Source organism: Microbacterium ureisolvens (genome assembly GCF_019511645.1).
Taxonomy (GTDB): Bacteria; Actinomycetota; Actinomycetes; order Actinomycetales; family Microbacteriaceae; genus Microbacterium; species Microbacterium ureisolvens_A.
The window spans coordinates 22,043-36,771 of record NZ_JAEUAX010000014.1; the positions used below are offsets into that span (position 1 = coordinate 22,043).

Here is a 14,729-nt window from a genome sequence, read left to right on the forward strand (position 1 = left end):
CCTCCCCCGGTTCCCGCTTTCGAATCACTCGGCGTGCCAAGGCACTCGGCGCTCTCGTCGCTGCCGCGATCGTCGTGGGCGGCATCGTTCCGCTCAGCACTGGCGCGGAAAGCGCCGCCGCTGATGACTCGGCGGTCCTGACCGCCACAGACAGCGCCTGGACGACGACGCGCCAGCCCACGACGCCGCAGACCGGCCTGCTGAGTGCGACGGCCACCGCGGACCGTACCTACCTCAAGTTCGACGGCGACTCGCTGTCGGGTCGCACGGTGACCGCCGCGACGCTCGTCGTGAAGGTGAACAGCACGACCGCGACCGCTCCTGGACTCGTCGCGTATCCGACCTCTGCTTCGTGGAAGTCGGCCACGCTCACGCACGACAACCAGCCGGGAACGACAGGCTCCGCCGTGTCGCAGCCGAGTGCCACCGCGGTCAAGGGTCAGACGCTGCGCATCCCGCTCGACGTCCGCGCCATCCCGACGACCGGCGATTTCGCCCTCGCCCTGAACTACGCGCAGCGGTATGTTCAGCTCCGTCTGGAGCGATTCAACGCCGACGTGCCCCGCATCGAGGTGAGCACGGCGCCCGTCTCCACGGCGACGCCCACGCCCACGCCGACGCCGACCCCGACGCCGACCCCGACGCCGACCCCGACGTCGCCGGCCGACACATCCGGCGACGGCCCGCTCGTCTTCGCGCACTACTTCGTGCCGTACCCGCTGTCGATCGACAACAAGACCGAATCCACCGACTACTACACGCGCAACTACCTGAGCCCGGACGGTGAGGGCGGCAAGTTCGCATCCGTGGGTGGCCTCCTGCGTGACCGCCCCATCTCTCCTGGAGTGTCGACCGCGACCGACTGGCGCGTGAACAACTTCGCGACCGAGGTGCGGCAGGCGAAGTCGGCGGGCATCGACGGCTTCACGCTCAACCTCATGAGCACGAGCGGCCAGAACTGGGACGCCTCGGTCAACGTCATGAAGGCCGCAGCCCAGGTCGGCGGGTTCGCCGTCGTGCCCATGGTCGACGGATCCTCCGGGTTCACCTCTGCAACTCCGGAGACGGCGGCCTCCCTGCTCAGCCAGCTCTACAAGTCCGGCTCCGCCTACAAGGAGGACGGCGAGTACGTGCTGTCCAGCTTCAAGGCGGAAGGTGCCTCGATCTCGTGGTGGACCCAGGTCATCAGCCTGCTCGAGACCAAGTACGCGCTGCCCATCTCGTTCCAGGCGGTGTTCAACAACGCCAGCGACGCCAACCTCAAGGCCTTCGCCCCGATCGCGGACGGCTTCGGCAACTGGGGCACGCGCACCGAGCGCACCACGCTGAACAGCGCCAACAACGTGGCACGTGCGCACGCGCTCGGCAAGACCTGGATGGCGCCCGTGGCGGTTCAGGACGTTCGCTTCAACTCGCTGTCGTGGGCTGAGGCCAACAACACCGCATCCGTGCGAGCGCAGTGGAACAAGGCGATCGCCGAGAAGGCGGACTACGTGCAGCTGGTGACCTGGAACGACTACAGCGAGTCGACCCAGATCGCTCCGTCGCAGGACCACGGCTCGGCCTTCCTCGACCTGACGCGGTACTACACCGCGTGGTTCCACACGGGCACGCAGCCCGCGGTCACCGCGGACGCCATCGTGCTCACCCACCGCACCCAGTTCGTCAGCGCCAAGCCGTCGTATCCCCAGTCACTCATGGGTGCCCCCGCGCTCGACGGGACGTCGACTCCTGCTCGCGACATGGTGGAGGCGCTCGTGTGGCTGCCGACGCCGGCGACTGTGCAGATCACCGTCGGCGGAACGACCACCAGCTTCTCCGCTCCGGCGGGAGTCTCCGCCTACACGGTGCCGCTCAATCTGGGCAGTGTCTCGGCGAAGATCGTCCGATCGGGCGCGACGGCGGAGTCGGTCACGTCTCCCTATGCCGTCGTTTCGACGCCGTACGTGCAGGACCTGCAGTACTACGCGGTCAGCAGCTGGTAAGCCAGCCGGTCATCGCCGGATGAGGTGCTCGAGCACACGCTCGAGCACCTCATCCATTTTCGCTGCACTGCGCGCATAGACGCGACGCGACCGCTTCCACGGATCCTCTATATCGTCGTGCTCGGTCGACGCGCCCGCCGTGCCACGTGCCTGGTGGGCGAGCCGCGCCAGCGTGGGAAGGTCGGCGCCCGCACCCTCACGGGACGGAAGCGCTCTCAACAGACGCGCGAACTGCAGCACCGTGAATGTCCGGGTCGCCGCGGAGGGCAGCTGTCGAACGAGGAACTGCCGATGCCCCCGCGCCGCGGTGAGGACGACGTCGGCGCGGGTGACCATCGCCTCCGTCAGCCCGCGAGCCCTGAATTCCGATGCGTCGATTCCGCGATCCAGCAACCGGTCGAGAAGAGGACTGCTCATCGGGTGACCGGTGAGCGGGGCGAGACCGGCCGATGACAATCGGATGGCGGGTCCTCCTGTGGACTCGAGGGCACCCCTCAGTCCCCACTCCAGATAGGGCGACCGACAGACGTTGCCCGTGCAGACGAAGAGAATCGAGCCCAGACCCTCGGTCACGATGAATCGCTAGGCGTCACGCGCCGAGTCGGCCCCGCGGATGGGCGGGACGCTGGCGCGGCGGGCCGAGCGGCGACGGGGCGACCGGGCATCCGAGCCTTCATCGGTCGTCCAATCGATGTCGTCGATGCCGTCATCGTCGTCGGCGAAGCTGTCATCGGCGCCGATCCGCTCGTACTCGTCTGCGAGCGCCTCTCGCACGCCTCCGTCGCCGCGGCTGTCGGCGTCCGCGATCGCCTCGGCGTGCCGGTCGCCCCCGCCGGGCGCTGCAGCGGGTTCGGCGTCAGCCGTGTCTGCCTCGGGGGGACGAGCGGGCGCCTTCGTGGGTGAGTAGCTGTAACGGTGGTCTTCTCGCGCGCGGGACAGATTGAAGACGGCGCCTTCGACGGACGCGCCCATCGCGGTGAGCCGGTCCATTGCGCGGCGGAGTTCGCGGACGCGGAGCACGCGGGCGCCGATCACGAGGATGACGCCGCCGAGCAGGCGCGCCAGCACGGCGCCGTCCGGTACGGGGTTCAGGGGCGGGCAGTCGATGATGGTGACGTCGAAGCGCTCGCGGATCCGCCGCAGCGCGTCACTCGCGGCCGCGGACTCGAGGAGTTCGCTGGGGTTGGGCGGGCGGGAGCCGGCGAGGACGACCTTGAGGTCGTCGGGTCCCCAGCTGACGATCGCCTCGTCGAGGGTGATGTCCCCGGTGAGCACGTCGGTGAAGCCGGTGTACTCCGGCAGGTCCAGGACGTCGCTCAGTGTGGGCCGGCGCAGGTCGGCTTCCACGAGGCAGACCTCGAGGCCCGAGGCCGCCAGGGCCGCGGCGATGTTCGCCGCGGTCGCACTCTTGCCCTCCCCGGGCCGCGATGATGTGATGGAGAAGACCTTGTGCGGTTCCCCGGGCTGGAGGAATCGGAGATTGGCGCGCAGCTGCCGGTACTCCTCACCTCGGCGGGACCCGCTCTTCACGACGGCGATGGGATCCCGCTGCGCGCGACGGTCGAAGGAGACGACCCCGAGCACGGGCAGCCCGGTGATCTCCGCCACCTGGTCCTTGTCGCGCACCCGGGCATCGACGACACCGCGCAGCACGACGACGACAGCCGCCGCGACGAGCCCCGCGAGCACTCCCGTGAGCAGCAGCAGCGGCACGTTCGGCGACGAAGGCGCCGAGGGCGCTGTCGCGGACTCGATGACCTGCAGGCGGACGGGCGACTGGCCATCCACTCGGGGCGTGAGCGACGGAACGACCTCTGCGAGGTACGTGGACACCGAGTTGGCGATGGCCGCCGCGCGTTCGGGGGACTCGTCTGTCGCCGAGATGGTGATGACGCTCGTGTTCAGAGGAACGGATGTCGAGACCTGACGGCGCAGCTGGGAGATGGTGACGTCGAGGTCGAGCGACGTGATGACAGGCTTCAGCACCACCTCGCGGGTGGCGACCGCGCTGAAGTTGCGAGCCTGCAGCTGCGAGAAGTTCGACGACTGCGCGAGCTCTCCCGTGCTCGCCCCACCGGTGACGGTGACGAACACGTCGGCGCTCGCCGTGTACTCACGCGGGGCAGCGACGACGAGCGCCCACCCCCCGAGGACGCCGATCATCAGACAGGCCACGACGACGGCCCAGTGATGCCGGACGAGCCGCAGCATGCTTCTGGTCTCCATACCCTCGCCCCGTCACGTCGAGGTGTAGGACCCAACCACTATTTCCCCCATCCCCATATAATTCCCCCCAACCGCAGAGAAATCTACAACCCGGACTGAGCGCTCAGCCCCCGCGAACACCCTGTGGACGGCGCCCGATGACGCGAACCGATCAGTTTCCAGAGCCCAGCCCGCGGCCCGGGCCACCCGCAGCCGGACGCGTCGCCTCCCCCGCGGCCGACACCGCCGGTGACGAGCTGCGGCGAGGATTGCGCATCCTCTTCCTCGTGACGTCTCTCGCGGTGCTGTCGGTGGGGATTCCGGCGTTCCTCGTCGCGGATGTCGCGGACCTGCCGCGCAGCGATGCCTGGATCATGACGCTCGCGCTCCTGGTGTGGGCCGGGATCCGGCTCTCCTTCCTGTGGGTGCGAGGAACCCCGAGGCTGTTCGACTTCTTCTTCTGGCTCTTCGTCTACATCTTCATGGGCATCGCCCCCACCGCGCAGATCCTGTCGGGGCTTACGTCGACGACGACGCCGGGGGTCGACACCGGTTTCGACATGCCTACGGCGGGTGTCGTCCTGCTCGGAGTCCTCTGCTACGAGATCGGCCGTCTGCTGTGGATGCTGCGCGAAAGCCGTCGGCATGGGGAGGGGCGGCGGGTCGCGGTCCGCTCCGTCAGCAGTTGGGGCACGGTCGTGCTCGCCCTCATCTCGCTCGCATTGAGCGGCTACGTCCTCTCGCGGCTCGGGGCGATCGCCCTGCTCGGGAGCCGGGATGCGGCGGCCGCGGCGCGAGCGGCGGTGTGGCCCGACCCCGCTGTGCGCAGTGTGGTCTTCGCGAGCGGGATCTACCCCCTGCTCGTCTCGGTCGGCGCCCTGGCCCAGCTTCGTCGCACCGCCAGTAACGAGCAGAGTCGTCGCCTCGCTCTGATCGGCGCCGTCGCGGGTGCGGCCGTCCTCCTGCTCATCGTCAATCCGATCACGAGCGCGAGGTATTCGTTCGGAACGGTCGTCTTCGCGCTCGCCGTCTTCGCCGGCGCCGTCGCCACGCGCAGACGGGCGCGGATCACCATGTTGGCGGCGATCGCGGGGTTCCTGTTCGTGTTCCCGATCGCCGACGCGTTCCGCCGCGCGGGCGGGGAGGTGGGCACGCGATCCGGATTCTTCGCCGAGTACCTGTCCAACCCCGACTACGACGCGTTCTGGCAGGTCGCCAACGCCCTGTCGTACTGGCTGGACGGCCTCGTCGCCCCGTTGAGTCAGTTCGCCGGGAGCGTCCTGTTCTGGGTTCCTCGCGCACTGTGGCCGAACAAACCGACGGATACGGGCATCCTGCTGGCCGAGTACCGAGGATATGCGTTCGACAATCTCTCGGCACCGACGTGGGCCGAAGCGCTCGTGAACGGCGGCATCATCGCAGTCGTGATCGCCTTCCTGCTCATCGGGGTCGTCTTGCGCGCGATGGACAGCCGGACGGTACCCGCCTTCCGCGCCGGCGGGGTGTGGGCCATCGTCGGAGGGATCCTGCCGGTGTTCATGACGATCCTCCTGCGCGGGTCGCTCCTGCAGGCGACCGGAGCGCTGTTCCTCACCATCGTCTGCATCATGGCTGTCAGGGGCCCCGCCGCAGGGCCGCCCGGTGCGGAGCAGCATCCGTTCCCCGCGTCCGATTCCGACGCGGCGGGAGCACCGTCGAACTAGCTGTAGAAGGCCTCGAGGCGCTGGGCGATGGCGGTCATGCTGCGCTCCGATCGCACGGCATTCCTGCCTCGAGCGCCCATCGCGGCAGACCGGTCCGGGTCGGCGAGCAAGGTGCGGAGGGCCTCCTCGAGACTTCCCACCGTGCCGTCGGTCACGAGGCCGGCCTCATGCTGTGTCACGAACGACGCGAGGCCGCATGTATCGGTGATGATGACGGGCAGACCCACCGACATCGCCTCCAGCACCGACATCGGATAGGGCTCGTCGACACTGGGCAGCACGTAGACGGTGGCGTGACGCATCCGCTCGGCCGTCCCGCTCATGCCGATGGGGCCCTCCCATCGGATGCGATCGCCGTGGCCCGAGGCGGCGATCGCATCACGGACCGCCGGGCCCTCGCCTTCATCGGGTCCGACGAGTGCGAAGGTCGCTTCGGGGAACGCCGGCGCGACGCGCGCCGCTGCCTCGACGAATGCGACGGGGAGCTTCCGAGCGGCCAGGCGAGCCAGATACAGAACCCTCGCCGGACCGGCGATGCGGGCCGACGCCTGGAGCGGGACCCCGTTGGGAAGCTCTTCCAACCGCGTTTCGCCACCGGCGACGACCTGCAGGGATGCACGCTCGCGAGCGGTCAGGTAGGCGACGATCCGAGCTCGATGGAGCACCGGGCGAGTAAGGGCGAGATCGAGGGGGACGGCGAGCGGATTGTTGGTCTCGTCGACCATGCCGTGCGTCTGCACCACGATCGGCACCCCTCGCAGGACTGCGATGAGCGCCGACGGGAGGGTCACGAGGTCGCGCGCGGCATGCACGTGGACGACGTCGAACTCGCGGGCGTGACGGTGGACCGCTCTCCACAGCTCGGGAGAGCCGAGCCCTGCGAATCCGCTTCCGGGCAGGATCGTGCGGGCGGGGAAGAGTCTGGCCGGCACACCGTCGAGCTCGGTGGGGACGTTCCCGTCGAATCCTCGCTGCGTCCCGGCGAGCACGACCTGATGCCCCCGCTGCTGGAGTGCGAGCAGCTGGTTGATCGCGACTCGGGTCGGTCCGCCGTACTCGCCCAGCGGGCTGACGAGCGTGACGATCCCGAGGATCTTCATGACGCCGGCTCGCTGGCACCGCGGACCGACGCGCGCGGCGCGAGGACGATTGCTCCCGGCTCGACGTCCGATGTGACCAGTGCCGTCGCACCCACGACGGCATCCCGGCCCACCGTCACTCCGCGCAGGACCGTCGCTCGTGCCGCGACCCAGGCGCCGTCCTCGATGGTGATCGGGCCGTTGTCGAACTCGAACGTGGGAGAGCGGCGGTCGTGGCTTCCTGTGCAGAGGAGCACGCCCTGCGAGATGCAGACGTCGCTGCCGATGGTGACGGGCTCGAGGTTCAGGATCCACGCGCGTTCGCCGATCCATGTGTCGTCACCGATCGTGAGCTTCCAGGGCCAGTGGACGCGGACGCCGGAACGGAAGTTCACTCCGTCGCCGATGCGCGCGCCGAAAGCTCGCAGCACCTTGATCCGAAGTCCTGCAGGCACGAACCAGGGCATGACGAGAAGGCTGGAGGCCAGCTGCCACGCCGCCTGCCACGCGATGCTGCGTCCTTTGTCGTAACCGTCGCCGGTGAAGCCGGCCAGACTCCGTCGTCCGCCCATGGGCGACATCCTAGCCACGCGCGGTTTCCGCAGGTCAGCGGTTATGATCCACTCGAACGCGCCCCACCGTTCACTGCAGTCGCGGTCGAGCAGCACTTCGTCGAAGGAGGGGCCCGGTGACAGCCTCCGATCACCTGCGAGCGGTGTGGGTGAGCGGCGCGTTCGGGTTCGGGGACGATCTCGCCTACTTCCGGGAGGTCCTCGGGCAGTTCGCCCGACGGTTTCCGGACGCCGTCGTCCTGGTGAGGGAGGGCTATCCCGTCGACCGCTACCCCGAGCTTCCCCTCGTCCCCGACCTCCGCTTCTGGGTGCGCCGGCGCGACCGATCGGTGGGAGAGTTCACGTACACCGGGAACCTCCGCATCCCGACTTTCCGGACCGCGTGGCGGATGCTCCGGCGCCCGACGGATGTCGTGGTCGTCGTCGAGTTCACCCCCACTGCGCTGGTCTCGGCGACGGCTGCACACCTGCGACGACGCAGAGTCGTGCAACTGATCGAATCCGACCCGTCGTTCCGCGGCGGCCGTGACGGCCGAATCGCGACGACGGTGAAGAGGGCGTTCGCGCGACGGTCGCACGTCGTGCTGGTGAGCAACGACCGAACGGCGCGTTACGCGCGCGAGCGCCTCGGCATCCGCGCCGAGCGGTTGCGTATCGGGCCTTACCTGACGTCTCAGCCGGCGCAGCCGTCGACCGGTTCCGATGACGGCGGTAGCGTGCGCTTCCTGTTCCTCAACAGCCTTCAGCGCCGCAAGGGTCTCCACCTCCTCCTCGCTGCACTGGCCGAGCTCCCCGCGCACACCCGTGACTGGACGCTGGATGTCGTGGGGGATGGACCTGAGCGCGCGAGGCTCGAAGGGCAGGCCGTCGAGCTGGGGCTGGCGGAGAGGGTCCGCTTCCATGGCCGGAGGTCCCACGACGAGGTGGCCGCCGACTACGCGCGCTCCCATGTCGTGGTCTGTCCGACCCAAGGCGACTACCGCTCGCTCGCCGGGTTCGAGGCGGTGAACGCCCGGCGTCCGGTCGTGCTGTCCACTCGCGACGGGGCGGCTGAGGAGATCGTCGATTCGGGTGCCGCTGCGGTCGCGGTCGATCCCGTCGAGAGACGAGCGCTGGCAGCGGTTCTCGCGAGCTTCCTCCAGGACGACACGCACCTCGCGAAGCAGCTGGAGATCGCATCGGTGCCACCGGGCCGGTTCAGCGTCGAGGTCGTCGGCGCGAACCTGGAGTCCGCGATCCGGGCGGCGGTGAGATGACCCCTCGTCGTCTGCGGCTTCCTCGCCCGCTGACGATCGCGCAGATCCTCTCGAGCGCCGCGGGAGCGGTGCCCATGCTGATCGCCGCCGTACGGATGGATCCGCCGGCCTTCACGTCGTTCTCGATCCTCACCCTGGCCAGCGTGCTCGCGGTCGGAGGGTCACGGGCTGCCCTCTTCCAGCCCGCGCTGATCTTCCAGCGAACGGACGCGGGATCGCTGGTGCCCGCGCGATACATGTTGGTCGTCTCGTCGTTGTCCGCTCTCGCGGTGGCCGCGATCGCGGTCGTCTCGACCGGGGCGCCTCCCGCCGAGGCAGGGCTCATCGGTGTCGCCGGCGCCGTGCCCGTCTTCTACGACTGGGTCCGGTATCGCGCCATCGGTTCGGGCCGGCGCTGGGCCGTCGCCGCCGGGGACGGCGTGCGTTTGACGTTCGTCTCGGCGACGGCCCTGCCGCTTCTGGCAGCCACTCCCTTGTCGTTCATGCTCGCCATCGGTGTCTCCTGCGCGATCGCGGCCGCGGTGCTCCTTCCCCAGGTTCCGGTGCGCGTGGGAACCTACCCGTACCGCCGCTACCGTTCGTCGGCGGCCTGGCAGACTCTCGACTTCGCCGTCGGCCAGGCCATCGTCTCCCTGCCCCTCTTCCTGCTCGCCGGCTCCGGCGCGAACGATCTGATCGGCGGAGTACGCCTTGCCCAGACGCTTCTCGGACCGCTGAATCTGGCCTTCGCGGCGACGACGACGAACATCATCGCCGATGGCGCAACGCACGTCGATTACCGGCAGGCGTCGGCGGTCATCGCCCGCGGCTGGCGCGCCAGCATCCGGCTCGGCCTTCTGGCGACCGCCGTCGTCACGATTCTCACCGGCGTCATCTGGTCGACGGGGTGGGCGCCGGCGGGAGTCGAGCGTGCGGACCTCCTCCTCGGTATGGTCCTGGTCGGGGCGTCGACCATCCTCACGGGCTGGTCGGGCATCCACGGGATCGTGCTCCGGGTGCTCGATCATCAGTCCGCGGTCACGCTGGTCCGCATCGGCATCGCGTCCGCCACCACGGCAGGGTTCCTCATCGGCTACGCGGCCGGCGGCGACGAGTGGAGTCTGATCCTCGGATTCGGCGCGAACGCGATCTCCGCCCCCCTCCTGTTCATTCCCGTCGCGCTGTTCCACTACCGCCGTGACACGCGTGAGACGCCCTGATCGTCCACGGTCAGCCGGTCCGTTGCAGCACCCGGAACCACTTGAGGAGCAGAGCGATCGTGATGACGGCGGTCAAGCCGCCGAGCGCGGCGTAGACCGCGAAGAAGATCTGCGATGAGCCCCACAGAACGAAGGCGAGCGCCAGGACACCATAATCCGCGGGCAGCAGCCCGAGCGCCCGGATCGTCGACGGGGACCGCGGTGGGTCCGCTTGAAGCGGCCGAGTGCGTCGGAGCAGTTCGAAGATCGTCATTCCCGAGAACAGCACGACCGCGACGAGCATGTAGGCGAGGGGCAGCAGCAGCCATGCCCCCGCCAAGAGCCCCTGGGTCGCCGCGGCGATCAGCACCGCGGCGTGGACCGCGACCATCTTGCCCGCATCCACGACGTGGTCCAGCCACTCTCCGGCAAGGCTGCCGCGCCCGGTCAGTCGCGCGACCTGACCATCCGCCGAGTCCAGGGCGAACCCGAGCGCCAGGAGCACCGTGACCGCCAGACCGGTGAGCCAGCCGGCGGGGCTGAGGACGAGCACGACCAGGCCCAGTGCGGTGCAGAGCGCAGAGACGGCGGTCACGCCGTTCGGCGAGACGCCGGCGGAGGCGGCTGCCGCCGCGAAGAACCGACCGACCGGACGGTTGATGTACCTGGAATACAGCGAGACGCCCGCTCGACTCTTCTGCGAGCTCGACAAGGAACCCATGGCTTCGCGAAAGGTCAGACCGGACATGTCCCCCCATGCCCCCGCACCTCGTGGTGCGAGTGTTGGAATACACACTGGCGTCTGACGCCCTGTCGTGTAAACTCCGCGTCAAGCGTACTGGCAAGTTGCACCCGACGACGATGATGCCGAAGCGCAGCGACAGCACGTGTGCCCGCGGACGGGGAGCCTGTGGGCGACCGGTGATCCACTGGGGAAGTGCGACGACCGGTCTCGAATATCTGGGAACGGGGTTTCACGTGCGTACTCGCTTTTTCGCGAGCGTCGCCGCTGCTGCGGCGCTCGCCATCGGAATCATCGCCTTACCACCGGCACAATCGGCGAAAGCGCTCTCGCCCGATCTGCCGTTCAGTGCCGACGCACTGCCGACATGGCAGACCAACGGCGTCGTCTGGCAGGTGGCCATCTCCCGTGGCAGAGCAGTCGTCGGCGGGACCTTCAGTCAGATCCGGCCTGGAGCAGGGCAGTCCGGAACGGCACGGAATCTGACGAGTCTGGCCATCCTCAACGCCGCGACGGGTGAGCCGGACGCGTGTCAGCTGCCGGTCGCCTTCAACGGCGGCACGGCAGCGGTGTATGCCGTCAAGGCCGCACCCGACGGCAACACCGTCTTCGTCGGCGGCCAGTTCACGAGCGTCGGCGGCGTCGCGGTGAGCAGGCTGGCCGAGATCAATGTCGCGACCTGCACCGTCACGCCGTTCCGTGTCACCGGCATCTCCAACTATGTGCTCGAGATCGAGCCGTCCAACGACTTCGTCTACTTCGGCGGGGTGTTCCAGACGGTTGCCGGACAAACCAGGCGCAGCTTCGCGAAGGTCAATCGCGCAGGAGCTCTGCAGACGGCGTTCGTCGCAAACGCGTCCGGTGCGACGGAGGAGCTGTACAGCACCACCGTCGTGCCCGGCAAGAATGCCCGTGGTGATGCCCTCCAGCTATCCCCGGACGGCACCCGGCTGGCGATCGGCGGTGACTGGTTCGACATCAACGGATCGGCATCCCACAGCTTCGCCGTCGTGGACTCGACGACGGGAGCGGTGCTGCGCACGTGGCCGGCCAACACTGTCGGGAACACGTCCCGCACCAAGATGATCAGCTCCGATGGCACGCGGTTCTTCGTGGCGCAAGAAGGGTTCGCCGGGTTTGACGGCGCGCTGGCGTACAACTGGTCCGACTACAGCCAGGCATGGCGCGACAACTGCGCCGGTGCCTTCCAGGCCATTGTGCCCTACCAGGGGCTGCTGTTCGAGGCCCACCACCACCATGACTGCGGGGCGATGGGGATGTTCCCCGACGGCCGGCGCACGTTCCTGTCCGTTACCCATGCTGCCGATCCCACCCAGCTGCACATCGGCTGGCTCCCGGAGCTGAACGACGGCACGGGCGAAGGCATCGGGCCGCGCTCGATCGCGATCGGACCCGGGACCAACGGCACCCCGTACCTGTGGGTCGGCGGGGAGTTCACTCGCGTCAACGGCGCGAATCAGCAGGGACTCACGCGATTCAGTCCCACCGATACGGGTGCACCACCGGTGCCCGCCGTCGCGGCGCGCGCCATCACGCCGAATGCGATCCAGGTCAACATCCGGGGTGTCTATGATCCTGACGACTCCGACATCACCTATGCCGTGTACCGAGGGAACAACACGACGACCCCGGTGTGGACCGGCGTGGCGCAATCGAAGCACTGGTACCGGTACCAGGCCACATTCGTCGACACGGACGTCACCCCCGGTACGAGTTACACGTATCGCGTGCGGGCGATCGACCGGGCGAACAACCAGAGCGCCTTGTCGGGGACGGCGACGGCGAGTGCGTCGGCGACAGGGTCGGTCTACGCCTCGAGCGTCATCGCGGACCAGCCGCGGCTCTACTATCGCTACGACGACACCGCGAACGCGCAGTGGATCCTCGACAGCGCCGGCCAGACTGTCGTCGGGCTCAACGGCCTCGCGCAGAACGGCGTAGACCGCAATGCGGCCGGTGCGATCCCCAACGACCCAAGCCGCAGCGCGACCTTCACCGATACGCAGGCGAGCGGGCTGCCGCAGTACGTCTGGAACGACGTCATCGCCGTCGGGCCCACCGTGTACTCGGTAGAGACGTGGTTCCGGACGACATCCACCACCGGCGGGGCGCTCGCGAACTACGGATCGTCGAACGGGCGTCCTCGTACGGACAACGGAACGGATCGCACCAGCGGGACCGTCGACCGGGTCGTGTACATGGAGAACGGGACCGGCTTCCTCCGATTCGGCGTGCGCGCCGGCTTCGGCACGACGACGCTGCGCAGCCTGTCTGCGTTCAACGACGGGCAGTGGCATCACGTGGTCGGCACGCAGGGCCCGGGCGGCATGCGCCTGTACGTCGATGGGGTGCTTCAGTCGCAGAACGCCACGACCGGCGCGGGCACCTACAGCGGCACGTGGCACGTCGGGGGCGACAGCCTCAACGGCTACCCGTCGACGGGCAACACGCTCGTGAACCGTTACTTCGACGGTCAGCTGGACGAGACCGCGGTGTACTACCAGGCGCTGTCGCCGCAGCAGATCCAGAACCACTTCAACGTGGGGACCGGATTCGTCGACACCGTTGTGCCGAGCACCCCGCAAGGCGTGAGCGGATCGTTCGACGGCGCCAATGTCGACGTCAGCTGGTCCGCCTCGACCGACAACATCGGCGTGGCGGGGTACCGGGTCTACCGCGGGACGACCGCCGGGTTCACGCCCGGCACCGACACGCTTCGCGGAACGGTGAGCGGGACGACGTTCGAAGACGTGGCGCCGCCTCCGGGCACCTTCTACTACAAGGTGGTCGCGTTCGACGGCGCGAACAACGCGAGCGTCGCCTCCGCGGCATCCGCTCCCGTCACCGTCGTCGATGGGGTCCCGCCGACGGTCCCGACTGGAGTGACGGCGGTGGCTGCCGGCCAGGCGGCGGATGTCTCGTGGACGGCGTCGACCGACAACGCCGGCGTGACGGGCTACGCGCTGTACAGAGGCTCCGATCCGGGCTTCGTGCCGAGCGCGGAGACCCTCATCCAGGCCAACGTCGTCGGCACCTCGTACCATGACACGCCGCTCTCCGAGGGCACGTGGTACTACAAGGTGACCGCCCGCGACGCAGCCGGGAACGTCTCAGGTGCGTCGAGCGCGGCATCCGTGGTGATCGTCGCCCCCGACAACACCGCTCCGAGCGTGCCCACCGGATTGACGGCAGTCGTCGAAGGCGGCAACAACGTGCAGCTCAACTGGAATGCCTCGACCGACAACGTCGGCGTCACCGGATACATCGTGTACCGGGGAACGACGGCCGGGTTCACCGCGAACGACGCTTCTCGGATCGGCGACGCGATGGACACGACCTTCACCGACAGCGCCCGACCACAGGGCACCTGGTATTACAGGGTCGCGGCCAGAGATGCGTCGTCGAACGTGAGCGCGGCATCGGCCGCAGTGGCCGCCGTCGTCACGAACCCGCCGGCGCCGCCCACGACGCAGACGATCGTGACGTCCGCCGATTCGATGGCCGCAGCCGTCAATCCGACGTTCGCCTACGGGTCGACGAACCAGCTCTCGTCGCGCTTCAACACCACGATCGAGTCGTTCCTGCGGTTCGACCTCCCGGCCGCACCGGCGGGGCAGGTCCTCACATCGGCGACGATCTCGCTGCGGACGTCCAACGATCAGACGGCTGGATCGACGGACATCCACGAGTTCCGCCTGGTCAGCGGGACGTGGCAGGAGAACACGATCACGTGGAACAACCGCCCGACGACGGTCGGCGCGGCCGTGCTGGGGCAGCTGATGGGGGCCACAGCGGTCGACACGCCCTACAGCGCCACCCTCTCCGCTGCGGATCTCGCGCCGCTGGCAGGCACCTCGGTCACCCTGCGGCTGTCGAGTTCGGCGGGCAGCGACAACGTGCGCCTGTGGTCCCGTGAGGCGGCGCCGACCGCCTACCGGCCGACTCTCACCCTCGTCTACACGACACCCTGACGGCAGGAGTCGGCCCG

At 68.7% G+C, this 14,729-nt stretch carries 10 protein-coding genes; 5 read left to right on the forward strand and 5 right to left on the reverse strand.

Features of this window, described 5'->3' with window-relative positions; translation table 11 throughout:
• Window positions 1-74 precede the first annotated feature (74 nt).
• Window positions 75-1,985 carry an endo-1,3-alpha-glucanase family glycosylhydrolase gene (locus JNB61_RS20560; protein WP_220340507.1) on the forward strand — a complete coding sequence of 637 codons (1,911 nt, stop codon included), beginning with the start codon at window positions 75-77 and terminating at the stop codon, window positions 1,983-1,985.
• Between the two features lie 9 nt (window positions 1,986-1,994).
• Here the strand turns inward: JNB61_RS20560 and JNB61_RS17850 are convergent, their stop codons facing one another.
• Window positions 1,995-2,558, reverse strand: coding sequence for an arsenate reductase/protein-tyrosine-phosphatase family protein (locus JNB61_RS17850; RefSeq protein ID WP_220340508.1), 564 nt, complete (start codon window positions 2,556-2,558; stop codon window positions 1,995-1,997).
• A 9-nt stretch (window positions 2,559-2,567) separates the two neighbouring features.
• Window positions 2,568-4,211, reverse strand: coding sequence for a polysaccharide biosynthesis tyrosine autokinase (locus tag JNB61_RS17855; RefSeq protein WP_220290219.1), 1,644 nt, complete (start codon window positions 4,209-4,211; stop codon window positions 2,568-2,570).
• A 137-nt stretch (window positions 4,212-4,348) separates the two neighbouring features.
• Here JNB61_RS17855 and JNB61_RS17860 point away from each other — a divergent pair, with 137 nt between their 5' ends.
• Window positions 4,349-5,893 carry a hypothetical protein gene (locus JNB61_RS17860; protein WP_220340509.1) on the forward strand — a complete coding sequence of 515 codons (1,545 nt, stop codon included), beginning with the start codon at window positions 4,349-4,351 and terminating at the stop codon, window positions 5,891-5,893.
• Here JNB61_RS17860 and JNB61_RS17865 read toward each other — a convergent pair.
• Window positions 5,890-6,993 carry a glycosyltransferase gene (locus JNB61_RS17865; protein WP_220340510.1) on the reverse strand — a complete coding sequence of 368 codons (1,104 nt, stop codon included), beginning with the start codon at window positions 6,991-6,993 and terminating at the stop codon, window positions 5,890-5,892. The genes JNB61_RS17860 and JNB61_RS17865 overlap by 4 nt on opposite strands.
• Window positions 6,990-7,544 (reverse strand): DapH/DapD/GlmU-related protein, encoded by a 555-nt coding sequence (locus JNB61_RS17870; protein ID WP_220340511.1) that lies wholly within the window; start codon window positions 7,542-7,544, stop codon window positions 6,990-6,992. Before JNB61_RS17870 ends, JNB61_RS17865 begins: the two co-directional genes overlap by 4 nt.
• A 116-nt stretch (window positions 7,545-7,660) precedes the next feature.
• Here JNB61_RS17870 and JNB61_RS17875 point away from each other — a divergent pair, with 116 nt between their 5' ends.
• Both JNB61_RS17875 and JNB61_RS17880 read left to right on the forward strand, forming a co-directional pair.
• Complete coding sequence (locus JNB61_RS17875) at window positions 7,661-8,800, forward strand: glycosyltransferase family 4 protein (protein WP_220340512.1); 1,140 nt, start codon at window positions 7,661-7,663, stop codon at window positions 8,798-8,800.
• A complete protein-coding gene (locus JNB61_RS17880) occupies window positions 8,797-9,999 on the forward strand; it encodes a hypothetical protein (RefSeq protein ID WP_220290201.1) in 1,203 nt (400 codons plus the stop codon). Before JNB61_RS17875 ends, JNB61_RS17880 begins: the two co-directional genes overlap by 4 nt.
• Before the next feature lie 10 nt (window positions 10,000-10,009).
• On the opposite strand, the gene JNB61_RS17885 is transcribed toward JNB61_RS17880, so the two are convergent.
• A complete protein-coding gene (locus tag JNB61_RS17885; RefSeq protein ID WP_220340513.1) occupies window positions 10,010-10,699 on the reverse strand; it encodes a CDP-alcohol phosphatidyltransferase family protein in 690 nt (229 codons plus the stop codon).
• 257 nt (window positions 10,700-10,956) lie between these two features.
• Between JNB61_RS17885 and JNB61_RS17890 the strand changes: the two genes are divergently transcribed.
• Window positions 10,957-14,712: a LamG-like jellyroll fold domain-containing protein gene (locus JNB61_RS17890; RefSeq protein WP_220340514.1), complete on the forward strand. Its 3,756-nt coding sequence runs from the start codon at window positions 10,957-10,959 to the stop codon at window positions 14,710-14,712.
• Window positions 14,713-14,729: the final 17 nt, after the last annotated feature.

What these genes read in the sequence shown, in the direction of transcription:
- JNB61_RS17880 (WP_220290201.1), top strand. Translation starts at nt 8,797, where the DNA reads ATGACCCCTCGTCGTCTGCGGCTTCCTCGCCCGCTGACGATCGCGCAG.
- JNB61_RS17860 (WP_220340509.1), top strand. Translation starts at nt 4,349, where the DNA reads ATGACGCGAACCGATCAGTTTCCAGAGCCCAGCCCGCGGCCCGGGCCA.
- JNB61_RS17855 (WP_220290219.1), bottom strand. Translation starts at nt 4,211, where the DNA reads ATGGAGACCAGAAGCATGCTGCGGCTCGTCCGGCATCACTGGGCCGTC.
- JNB61_RS17865 (WP_220340510.1), bottom strand. Translation starts at nt 6,993, where the DNA reads ATGAAGATCCTCGGGATCGTCACGCTCGTCAGCCCGCTGGGCGAGTAC.
- JNB61_RS17885 (WP_220340513.1), bottom strand. Translation starts at nt 10,699, where the DNA reads ATGGGTTCCTTGTCGAGCTCGCAGAAGAGTCGAGCGGGCGTCTCGCTG.
- JNB61_RS17870 (WP_220340511.1), bottom strand. Translation starts at nt 7,544, where the DNA reads ATGGGCGGACGACGGAGTCTGGCCGGCTTCACCGGCGACGGTTACGAC.